A 10,773-nucleotide genomic window follows, 5' to 3' on the forward strand; every position below is an offset into this window, starting at 1 on the left:
CCGCCGGCCGGTGGGGCAGGGGGGTACCCGTTTTGGGCTTGTTCATGTAATGCTCCACCGCCTCCATGGCGACACCCAGCGCGCCCATGGCCACGCCGCCGGTGATGAGGCTTCCCAGTCCGCCCCGCTGCCCCGAACGGTGCTGCCGATCAGCCCGCCGAGAAGTTTTTCTGCATTGAACATGGCGATGCTCCGTATGGTCAAATCGTCGATGAAAGTGTTGTGGGTATGTAAAGCTTATCGGTATTCGTCACAAATTCTGAAGGCGGCTCTCTGGCGTGTCAATGTTTTAAAAATGACGGATTCGTAAAAAGCCCGATATCGGCGTTACGCTTCATCCTTCGTCACTGCGGCGTACGCAAAAGTACGCCTCCTTCCTCAGGATTCGCAAGCCTTGATCTCGGGCTTTTTACGAATCCGCCGAAAATGAGACTTATTACGAGTTCATCAAGAACGATCTGTCCACGCGAACCCAGGTTGCCATCCACTTCTTTCCGTTGTTGATTTCAAATTCAGCCAGCGAGAATTCGTTGGCCGGTTCGGCAGAGGCGGTGTCCAGCCGAATTCCCATTTCATTCAATCTAAACGCAACAGATTGGGCTGACAGCCGGTGTTCCGGTTTCTGGAGCAAACTTTGCACCTGCGCCACATAATCCTTTGGAGACTTAAGCGATTTCTCAATCGATTTGATTTCTCCCTCGATTTTTTGATGGAGCGCATCAAACGCGGCTTTCTTATCACTTCCCGCGGGATACAGGGCCATTTTGGCCGCTGCCTCATCACGTTGCGCTTCAAGCTGCGCCCGCGATTCTTTAAGCGCCGATATGGTTTCCGCAGCCATGGCGAACAGATCGGAAAACAATTGATATCGGACCTGCACGCGTGTTTCCGTCAAATTGTCGCTGGGTCGGGTAACTTGATGATTTTCAAAAAAGACGGCCTTTTTCAAAACGTCTCGGCGAAAAATCTCTCCATCTTTTTCCGACACGAAAACCGATTTTTCCTTTTTTTCGGTGGTGAGCAAGGCAAAGGCAACATTGGCCGCCGAATGGCGAAAGAATTGCGTTAAGGGCTTGCTTTCAGAGAGTAATGCGCTCGTCCGGTTTTCAGATTCAAAAATCGAGTGAATAACGGGATCACGATCCCAGCGGGCCGGATCGAGTACCACGGGACCGGGAATCAAATCGATCAACTTGCCCAAATAACGATTGGTACGGTGAATCAAGGGGGTCAATTCGCTCCGATAGCTTGCCAGATAGGGAATTTTGTTTCCGAATGTTTCGATCATGCGATCGATTACCGTTAAACTCTCCGTCGCTATCCGCCCCCGGCGTTTTTTCAGCGCGCTTTTGTAGAGAAGGTGTTGGCGTATGGGATTGGAAAAGTTCATGTGTGAACCCACCTCCTAAATAGAGCTTTAGAAAGTTATATAGATTTCAATGTGATATGTCGTTAGGCAACCGCTTTTCGTCCAGCATGCGATCGAGGACCAGCGCGGCATATTCTGGCGAGGCGTCCATCAGGTCACCCATCACGTAGACCACCGGGTGGGGACGCTCCGCCCTGGGCCACGTTGTACGCCGTTTCCATCTCCTGATAGGCTTCCTGGGTGGCCGCCGCTTGCCGGTAGCGGGTCTTATAACGTTCGTATGTCGGAACAACACGTGGCATCCGGATTTTTGTGGATATGGTATTGAAAATGAAGTGCGTTTTAGAAAAATTATCACATATTATGCGGCGTTGCCAAGGCCACATCCGGAGCCGGAAAGAAAAAAGGCGGCACCCCTTTGAGGCATCCGCCTTTTCAAAACCGTTTTGTGAAACCGGCCGCTCGTCGATCAGCCGACGAGATACTTTTCAATCTGCTTATAGCTGTAATCGACATTGCTTTTGAAATTGTCGCAGGCGGCATTAAAAGATTTATCCCAATTTTCGATAAATTGGCGGCTTTCCGGCGGCAACCCAGTGGCCTGATCCAGGGCGGCGCTGGCAATGCGTTCGAACTGACCCTGGAACAGGGCCAAGGCCTGGAAAAAATTGTTAAATACAGTATGGTTAAATTCGACCATCTGCTTGAATATTTGTTTTTGATCCATAGTGGCCTTCTCCTGAACGGTTATAAGGGTTATTTGGCGGTTGGGCCGGTTTTGGGGGCGGGCGCGGCCTTTTTCTTCGCAACGACCGGTTTGGGGGATTGGGCCGGTGCCGCTGCGGGCTCTTTGCCAAGGTGTTTTTCCAGGTTGGCAAAGCCGTTTTCTACGTAAGTATGAAAGCGTTTGAACTCTTCCTGGCAGGCATATGCCCAGCCTTTTACCGCTTTACGACCCTCTTCCGGCATCGCCAGGTCGGTCTGGCGCATCATCGCTTCCATCGCCGAGATAAACTGGTCCTGGATCATTTCCACGGCACTGCACCAATTGGCAAAAGCGGCTTTCTGGAAATCAACAGCCTGTCTCGCGATTTGGTCGGGTTTCATTGAGATTCACCTTCCTCCTTTGATTTTGCATGGCAGCAATTAATAAATTGTCTATTTTAGTCTTTAATCATAGCCAAATTTGCCAATCTGTCAATGCAAATTTGTGCGATGCACAAATTTGCATATTGAAGAGGTAAGGCGACGGGCCGAGAAAACGGGTTGGAAGCGGAAGACGCGCATGACGGGGATGGTTACGATTCCTTTTTGTGCATGGCGACCCTTTTTTTTCATGATGTTGCGCGGAAAATGCTAAACTGGGTACAGGAAAACTTTGCCGTGGTCACCATCTACGGTCACTTTCATACCGTCTTGCACGATGTGCAGAACACCCGGCACGTTTACCACCGCGGGAATGCCATATTCCCTGGCGACAATGGCGCCATGGGAAAGGAACCCCCCGGTTTCCATGATCAGAGCTCCCGCCTGTAGGAACAGCGGCGTCCAGCCGGGATCGGTGGAAGGCGCCACCAAAATTTCTCCCGGTTGCAATTTGCGTCCTTCCTCAGGATGGTTGATCACTCGTGCCGTGCCGGTGGCTTTCCCGCCAGCCACGGCTACGCCCGCCAGATGATCGCCCTTGACCGGAGCGGCTTGGCAAGTGGTCTGCGGCTTGTCGCCGAAGATGACATCCGGCGCCGCCAGGGCTTCCATCGCTTGTCTGGTCGATTTCCTTGCAGCGATCAGCTCCCGTAAGCCCCGGCCGTTCCACTCTCTGGACAGCACGGCGACCAGTTCCGGCCAGGCGCAAAAATAAATGTCGGTCTGTTCCTTGAGCAAATCGCGGTTATGCAGGCGGCATCCCAGCTCCTGGGCGAGCATCCTGTATGCCTGAACGACCCAGGCCAGCACGGATTTGGTCTGTTCCCGTATCGCCGCGCCGGTCTGGGCGCTTTTCACCAGTTTCCTGATCGCGGCATGTTGGCGGGCCGGAACTTTTTCCTCAATTTGCCGCCAGGCTTGCCGGTATTTTTTCCGCTGTCCTTCCCTGAAGGCCTGCAGGTCGGCGGTATGCAGATTCGCTTTGATGATTTCCAATAGATAGCGCTGATCTTCGTTCCACCTGGGATTGATGATGTCAAGCTCGTAGACCGCCCGGTGGCCGTAGGCTTCCAGGAAATCCTGGAATGCGTTTTTGAAGGGGGATCCTTCCGGGAGCCGGTCCCGCCAGGTATTCGGTGTGAAGGGCGATGCGCCGAAAAAGCGGACGGCATCCTTGTCCTTCCGGGCGATGCCGGCCAGTTCCACCAGGCGGTATCCATGATCGGCGCTGGTGATGGCCGCCTCCCCACCGATCATCAAGCCGTTGACCACCGCGAGCGGCCGGTCGGGGAAATAGGGGAGAAGCTTTCTGATCAGCATCACCACCGGCATGGAGCCGGTGGCACTCAGAAAGGAAAATTCCCGCGTGTAGTCCCTGGTGATCACGCCGAGGTCAGCAAACCCGTCAATGAGCTCATCGTCGCGGCGGTTGGCGAAATCCCGGGATATTACCTTTGTCACCGCTTCCAGAACGCGGTCGTGGATTCCTGGGGCTTTCTTGCGGAAGGCGGCAACGGCGGCAAATGAGCGCAGGCCTCGCCCCATCCGTTTCATCCCGGTTACGCCCCGGAACGGCTTTGGATTTTCAATCTTGATTTCCGGCTGATGCCCTCCCCAGAAGATGTTGGTATCGCGCGGCAGCCCTCCCATGGCGTCGAAATAGGCCCATTGCAGGGCCGACAGGTTACAATAAAGGCGTCCCTGGAAAAAGCGGGAAAACCGTAATCCCACCGGCAGCCGGTAACCGGTTTCCTCGAAGGAGGCGGTAAGGATTGCATTGATGGTGTCTTGCATGAAACGGCGGAAGATCGGCGACAACACCATCGGCACCGCGTCCCGGTAATTGCCGTTGGACCAGATATCCGGCTGATTTTGCAGGGCCGGGAAGGTGCGGCGGGGCAAGGCGGTAACCGGTCGGGCCTGCACCAGGACAAAATCCCGGCCGTCAAAGATCCATTCCACGTCCTGATGCCGCCATCCTTCGCCCAAAGTTTCGATGACTCGCTGGAGGAGCAAGCCCAGCCGCGTCATTTGCCCGTCGGTCAGCACCTGCCGGGCCGAAGCGTCTTTTTGCGAAACCAATTCCGTGCCGCCGATCTTGCACGGCCGCGTAAAGCGCTGCTTCTTCCCGATCTTTTTCGAGATTACCTGCGGCCAGGGGTGCCAGACGTTGCTGTCCAGATAATAGGTGTCGGGATCCACTGCGCCGCTCACGATCGATTCGCCCAGGCCGAAATTGGCGTTTATCACCAAAACGTCGCGGCGGCCTGTCTGCGGATCGCAGGTAAAACCGACACCAGCGGCATGGGCTGCCACCATCTCCATGATGACGATGGCCATTACGGCCTGCACGTTTGCGATATTCATTTTCCAGCGGTAGGCCACGGCCTGCGGCGTCCACAGGGAGGCATAGCAGGCTTTCACCGCCTGAAGGACGTTATCCGGTCCGCTGACCTGTAAATAGGAAGCATGGATCCCGGCGAACGATGCCTGCTGGGAGTCTTCGGCGATTGCCGATGAGCGTACCGCGAGCGGTTTTTCCATAAGGCCCAGAGCCTGCAGTTCGGAGGCCAACGCACTGGCAAGCGGGGGTGGAATGGCCCCGTTAACGATTTCTTCGCGCAATTCGGCGAGTCGGCCGTTAGCCTCGGTCCCGGTGAAGCTTTTGTTGGAAATCGATCGAGTTGCCTTTTTTATTGACACCTGCAGGTCGTTGTATCGCAGGAACGCCACATAGGCCTGGGCGGTGAGAACTCTTCCCGAGGGAATCCGGAAGCCATAGCGGGCCAGGCGAGAGAGATTCCATCCCTTTCCACCGGCCGCGTCAGTGCCGGCGTGAAACGCTTCATCCCAGGTCATCAGGTATTTTGTCGGATGGTCCTCCATGTGGCTCACCTCTTTTTTCCTGTCGCGCCGTAGAGAAACAGGTCCACGGTTCGGGCTATCTCCCTGCGCAGCTTGAAACTTTCCCTGTCCCTCAACCAGTCCATGACGATGGAACCGCGCAACACGTCGATTTGCAGTAACAGGAGCTTTATGGGGATGTCCGTTCTGATCTCCCCCGCCTTCTGTCCCCGGCGGAGGATCTCTGCCATCAGACCCTGGGTGCCCGTTTCCTCGTTTTCGCTGCCATCGCCGTGCCACATGTTTTTCATGCGGTATCCAAGACATATGCGGGCAAGTTCCGGATTGGTCTCCACCCATGCATAGGCCTTGTCGAGGGCAGCCAGCAGGCGGGAGGCGGTGTCGGGGTGCCGATCCAGGATTTGCCGATTGGCCTTTGCCAGCGCCATGGATTGGTCGCGAACATAGGCGTCGGCAATCGCCTCCTTCACCGAGAAGTGGTTATAGAGGGTTTTTCTGGCGATGTCGGCTTCGGTGGCAATCTGGTCCATTGTCGTTGCCTGAAACCCCTGGTGCTGGAAAAGCTCTACAGCAATGCGGATGATATGATCTCTTGTCTGTTGCTTTCGTTTTTCGGTGCGGTTTGCCGGTGGCATTTTTCTTTCTCCCTTCCGGGCTGTTTCTGGGCGCAGTAAGGCACATGACGGTTGTTGGTAACATGGTACAATATTGCACAAAATATATAATTACACAATGTATAATTATGTCTAATGCCGCTTTTCTGCCGAATCGTGAAAATGCCACGAGCGTTATGAAAATACTGTTTTCGAGGATAAATTTAGAATGCGGTGAGGTCCTGCGGGGGGATCAAATTAACCGAATGAATTCAAATGCGCAGTGCAGAAAAATAGGGGTAAAAAGGGGCTATCCCTTTTTGTGCATGGCGACCATTTTTTTCCCATGATGTTGCGCGTAGAATGCCAGACTGGGTACTTGAAGGATATATGCCAGAATCAAGAGGAGAATCATCAACGTTGCAGAATCCAATGGAAAAGTGCTCAGCACAAGCGCCAGGGAGATATTGATGTGCCGCGCCACGGAAGTATAGACAATGACCACGGCCTTTTCGCCGGCGAGTGCACCGCCGCGAATCAGTAAAAGGCTCCACCCAACACTGAATCCGTACATCAGCAGATAATACAGCGCCACGGGGACGATGATGATCCATACGATTTCCATATTGTTCAACAATACGGCGTTGCGTTTCAGCGACATGACCAAAAAAAGCAGGATCAACACACCCACGCCTGAAATGCCGCCGAGTTGTGGTTTAATATGGTTTTGATACGTTTTCTCTCCCTTAAACCGAATAAGGATCCGTCGGGTGATATCACCCAAAATCAGCGGGGTTAAAAAAACAAGCAGGATATTTTTGATAATGGCGAATTTATTCACGGGGATGGCGTCGCCCATGAGTACCGGAAAGATAAAGGGCAGTCCGATAAATGCGGAAAAGAGGAGGTTGGCAGGGATCAAGTATAAAGCCGTGGCCATCCTGGCCCCGGAAAACGCCGTCCACGCGGCGCTCATGGCACTGGTGGGCAATAGGGCGACAAGGCACAATGCGGCAGAAAGCTCGGGCCGTCCTTTGAAGAAAACCCCAATCAGGCCCCAGGCGATTAAAGGAGAAATGACGAAATTGAGGAGCAGCGAACAGAATATCGGCCGGGGTTCTTTAAAATGCGCAAACAGTTCGTCAAAACGTGTATTGATCATTACCGGATAAATCACTAAAAAGATGACAATCCCAACAAGCAGCGACTTCGGTAGGACAAAACCGCCCAGAATTTTTAAATTCAACAGTCCAAGAAGAATAACCGCAACCATCAACCAGTGAAGATTTTTGCGGACAAACGCAAGAACGGCTACCATTGAGAATCCCTCCTTTTATGACCACAGGTAGCAGCAACTCAAGAGAGGGTAAAGAAAATTCTGGTGAAAAAAGGTTGACGGATTCGTCGTAAATGCCACTTTTTACGCGTTCATCATTACAAAGGAGGTGCCATGGACACAGCACAAGAGAAAACCGTAAAAAATTTCTGGATAGGTACGATAAAACCCGCTTTCCTGTCGGCAATCCCGGGTTCGGATATTCCTGCCACGTTGGACATTCAAGCAGGCGGTATAGACGGATACGGCGGACCTGGAATCCTGTGTATCTACTCAGGGATTGTCGACACAAACGACAGGGTTTTCATTGCTTATGCGCTTGCTCACGAAACTGGACATTGCGCTGTGCCAACAATATGCAAAGCAATTGGGATCCCTGCGCCTCAAACGGTAAACCAGACCGATTTCCGCAAGCATGAAGTGCTGGCCGATCTCACGGGAATGTGGGTACTTTTTCAGTGCTGCCCAGGTTTGTACAGTCAAGTCATCAGTCACCGAAATACAATCGCGATGACATTGGGTGCAGCAGACTTCCAACATCCTAGTGGCCAAAAGCGTATGCAGATCATCGACGATTTAGATAAACAGTTACGACCAAACGGCCTCAAGCGCATATTCACCAAGCGGAAGAGTTCGCATTCATATATGGTCGGCATGCTGGAAAGCATCTTGAACGGTCAAGTTGATCTGAACTAATTCGATTAAAAACAAGGGGCAGGGCGATTCGCCCTGCCCTTTGGGTGGTCAATTGTATGGTCTCTTCTTACTTCTCGGCGGCCGGCTTGCCCGGGGCAGGCTGGTCCTCTTGGGGAAACCGTTTTTCCAGGCTGGCAAAACCGGCCTCCACATAGGACTTAAAGCGATCGCGCTCTTCCTGGCAGGTATTGATCCAGCTCGTCATCGCTTTACGACCCTCTTCCGGCAGCAGGTTGGCCCGGCTCATCATTGCCTTCGTGGATGAGGCCGCCTGGTTCTGAACCATAGCGACAAAATCATACGCGTTGGTAAAAGCGATTTTTTGTAAATCAAGCATCTGTCTCGCGATTTGGCTGTGCTCCATCATTTTGTATCCCTCCCTTAAAAAATTAGTAAAAATGGATAGATAATGATTGGCTCGTTCGTTTGGACGTGTTCTGGTGGCTGGCCTTTGTGCTCATTTAAGGGTCGAATGTTAGTGCTTGATGATGATTGAAAAAAATCGCCAAGGCATGTGCCGTTTTACCTCATAGAAAGGATTTTTTTTGCAGCTTGACAGGGCGGGCAACCTATGTTGTGAGAGGATCTCGATGAGCCTATTTTCTGAATCCATTTGGGAAAGGGGTGGCGTGCGGAACGTCGGGGAGCTGATCGTTGCCCGGGCAACCGCCGACCCAGACCGGGAGTACCTGGTATTTCAGGACCGACGCTTCAGCCTTGCCGACATGGAGCGACGCTCCTGGCAGGTGGGCCATGGTTTTTCCACCTGCGGGCTGAAAAAGGGCGATTCGGTGGCCGTCCTGATGGGCAACCGCCCGGAATTCATCTTTGTCTGGTGGGCCCTGCTGCGGATCGGCGCGGTCATGGTGCCCATCAACCCGAGCCTTGGGACAGATGAAAGCGCCTATATCGTCCACCACTGCCAGGCCAGGGCCGTGGTTTTCGATACCGCCGTTGTGCCGGAGCACATCGCCCTGCAGGAAAAATGCCCTGGTGTGGACTCGTGGATCAGCCTCGATGACAATGCCACTGGTCCGACGATTGCCGCCTTCTTTGATCTTGCCGATGACCTGCCGGACGTGGATGTGCCGATTTCTCCGGCGGACATGGCCCTTGTCCTGTATACCTCCGGGACCACCGGGTTTCCCAAGGGCGTCATCCATACCCACGGCGATTACCTGCTCACCGCCGAAAGCTTCGCCCGCACCGTCGGTCTCACCCCGGACGATCGCCTGATGACGGCCAACCCGCTGTTTCATGTCAACGCCCAGTTTTACTCCTGCATGGGGACGCTTTTTGCCGGCGCCACCTTCATCCTGGAAGAGCGCTTCAGCGCCTCCCGGTGGTGGTCCTGGACGCGGCACTACCGGGCCAACAAGGTGGTGTTACTGCTCGCCTTGACCACGATTTTGTTCAACCGCCCACCGATGCCCGACGATGCGGACCATCCCGTCGAATGGGTCGTGGCCGGCGGGGTCCCGCCGGGATGTTGCGCGGCTTTCCAGACGCGGTTCGGGGTCCGGCTGCAGACGCTTTACAGCCTGACCGAAGCACCGCTGGCGATCATGAGCCGCCGGACGCGCTGTCGGGAGAGCCGGGTCGGCCTGCCGATGCTCGTCGGCGGCGAAGGGCGCAACGCGGTTCGGATCGTTGGCGAGCGTCTCGAGGAACTTCCCCGAGGAGCCGTCGGCGAGATCGTCATCCGCAATCCAGCCGTGATGAAAGGCTACCTGGATGATCCGGGCGCGACCGCGGAGGCGGTGGTGGACGGCTGGCTGCGCACCGGCGACCGCGGGATGATGGATGACGACGGCTGGATCCGATTTCTGGGGCGGGCCAAGGACGTCATCCGCAAGAAGGGGGAGAATATCAGCGCTGTCCAGGTGGAGCAGGTCCTCACCCGCCATTCACGCGTGGCGGAAGCCGCGGTGATCGGTGTTCGCCCGGCCGATGCCGCCGGTGAGGAAGAGGTCATGGCCTTTGTCGTTCCGGACGGGGAGCGGCCCATCGCCTGGTCCGACCTCATCGCCCATTGCCAAGACCAGATGGCGGCCTTCAAGGTGCCCCGCTTCTGGAAACTGCTTCCGCAACTCCCCAAAAACGCCATGGACCGGGTCGTTAAAAAACGGCTTGGCGAGGATGGCCCGCCCGAGCGGTCGCCGGGCGTCTTCGATCGACAGGAGACGTGATCATGCGGATGGAGACACGTGCCGTCGTGGCGACGGGCCCTGGCGAATTGGAGCTGCGCCGGTATCCCTTGCCGGAAATCGGTGACGAGGACGGCATCCTGAAGATTGAGCTGGCCGGTGTGTGCGGTTCCGATCCGGGCATCTTCAATGGCAAGACCGCCCGTGCCCCGCGTCCTTGGCCGATCATCCTCGGGCACGAGATCGTGGGGCGGATCCACCGAATGGGGGCCGCCGCGCAAAAGCGCCACGGGGTACGCGAGGGCGACCGCGTCATCATCGAATACGCCTTTGGCTGCGGGATGTGCCATCCTGCCGGCAGGGGCGCTATACCCTTTGTGAACGTTATTACAATTACGGGTCGATGATCTCCTGCGCCGATCCGCCCCATCTTTTCGGCGCCTATGCCGACTACCTCTACATCCATCCCCGGGCCATGGTGCACAAGATCGGCGAGGCCATCTCTCCCGAAGAGGGCGTGCTGATCAGTGCCGTGGTTGGCAACGGGGTGCGCTGGCTGCGGCATATCGGCGGGGTTACCATCGGCCAGCCGGTGGCCATCGTCGGTCCGGGCCAGCAGGG

At 55.1% G+C, this 10,773-nt stretch carries 13 protein-coding genes; 5 read left to right on the forward strand and 8 right to left on the reverse strand.

Annotated features, from left to right (window positions below; translation table 11 throughout):
- On the forward strand, window positions 1-310 hold a 310-nt coding region (locus JCM12296_RS42680), incomplete at its 5' end, for a hypothetical protein (RefSeq protein WP_218188333.1).
- 126 nt (window positions 311-436) lie between these two features.
- Here JCM12296_RS42680 and JCM12296_RS28605 read toward each other — a convergent pair.
- The 7 genes from JCM12296_RS28605 to JCM12296_RS28630 all read right to left on the reverse strand — a co-directional run bounded on the left by JCM12296_RS28605 (window position 437) and on the right by JCM12296_RS28630 (window position 7,291).
- On the reverse strand, window positions 437-1,390 hold the full coding sequence (locus JCM12296_RS28605; RefSeq protein WP_054700198.1) for a hypothetical protein: 954 nt from the start codon (window positions 1,388-1,390) through the stop codon (window positions 437-439).
- 134 nt (window positions 1,391-1,524) lie between these two features.
- The gene (locus JCM12296_RS39085; RefSeq protein ID WP_157067976.1) at window positions 1,525-1,671 is read right to left on the reverse strand and encodes a hypothetical protein; all 147 of its coding nucleotides are present in this window, start codon (window positions 1,669-1,671) and stop codon (window positions 1,525-1,527) included.
- Between the two features lie 167 nt (window positions 1,672-1,838).
- Window positions 1,839-2,096 carry a hypothetical protein gene (locus JCM12296_RS28610; RefSeq protein ID WP_054700200.1) on the reverse strand — a complete coding sequence of 86 codons (258 nt, stop codon included), beginning with the start codon at window positions 2,094-2,096 and terminating at the stop codon, window positions 1,839-1,841.
- Window positions 2,097-2,125: 29 nt separating this feature from the next.
- Window positions 2,126-2,404: a hypothetical protein gene (locus JCM12296_RS28615; RefSeq protein WP_157067977.1), complete on the reverse strand. Its 279-nt coding sequence runs from the start codon at window positions 2,402-2,404 to the stop codon at window positions 2,126-2,128.
- A gap of 321 nt (window positions 2,405-2,725) precedes the next feature.
- Entirely contained in the window at window positions 2,726-5,401 is a 2,676-nt protein-coding gene (locus tag JCM12296_RS28620; protein ID WP_054700216.1) for a PEP/pyruvate-binding domain-containing protein, read from the reverse strand.
- 5 nt (window positions 5,402-5,406) lie between these two features.
- Window positions 5,407-6,015: a TetR/AcrR family transcriptional regulator gene (locus tag JCM12296_RS28625; RefSeq protein WP_054700204.1), complete on the reverse strand. Its 609-nt coding sequence runs from the start codon at window positions 6,013-6,015 to the stop codon at window positions 5,407-5,409.
- Between the two features lie 268 nt (window positions 6,016-6,283).
- Window positions 6,284-7,291 carry an arsenic resistance protein gene (locus JCM12296_RS28630; RefSeq protein ID WP_054700206.1) on the reverse strand — a complete coding sequence of 336 codons (1,008 nt, stop codon included), beginning with the start codon at window positions 7,289-7,291 and terminating at the stop codon, window positions 6,284-6,286.
- Window positions 7,292-7,423: 132 nt separating this feature from the next.
- Here JCM12296_RS28630 and JCM12296_RS28635 point away from each other — a divergent pair, with 132 nt between their 5' ends.
- Entirely contained in the window at window positions 7,424-8,005 is a 582-nt protein-coding gene (locus JCM12296_RS28635; RefSeq protein ID WP_054700208.1) for a hypothetical protein, read from the forward strand.
- Window positions 8,006-8,072: 67 nt separating this feature from the next.
- Here the strand turns inward: JCM12296_RS28635 and JCM12296_RS28640 are convergent, their stop codons facing one another.
- Window positions 8,073-8,372, reverse strand: coding sequence for a hypothetical protein (locus JCM12296_RS28640; RefSeq protein ID WP_054700210.1), 300 nt, complete (start codon window positions 8,370-8,372; stop codon window positions 8,073-8,075).
- A gap of 262 nt (window positions 8,373-8,634) precedes the next feature.
- On the opposite strand from JCM12296_RS28640, the gene JCM12296_RS28645 reads away from it, so the two are divergent.
- The 3 genes from JCM12296_RS28645 to JCM12296_RS28655 all read left to right on the forward strand — a co-directional run.
- A complete protein-coding gene (locus JCM12296_RS28645) occupies window positions 8,635-10,194 on the forward strand; it encodes a class I adenylate-forming enzyme family protein (protein WP_172684154.1) in 1,560 nt (519 codons plus the stop codon).
- Window positions 10,195-10,196: 2 nt separating this feature from the next.
- The gene (locus tag JCM12296_RS28650) at window positions 10,197-10,559 is read left to right on the forward strand and encodes an alcohol dehydrogenase catalytic domain-containing protein (RefSeq protein WP_054700214.1); all 363 of its coding nucleotides are present in this window, start codon (window positions 10,197-10,199) and stop codon (window positions 10,557-10,559) included.
- A partial coding sequence (locus JCM12296_RS28655; protein ID WP_218188334.1) for an MDR/zinc-dependent alcohol dehydrogenase-like family protein occupies window positions 10,556-10,773 on the forward strand: 218 nt, incomplete at its 3' end. The genes JCM12296_RS28650 and JCM12296_RS28655, both read left to right, overlap by 4 nt.

Source organism: Desulfosarcina cetonica JCM 12296, assembly GCF_001311845.1.
In the GTDB taxonomy this organism is placed as follows: Bacteria; Desulfobacterota; Desulfobacteria; order Desulfobacterales; family Desulfosarcinaceae; genus Desulfosarcina; species Desulfosarcina cetonica.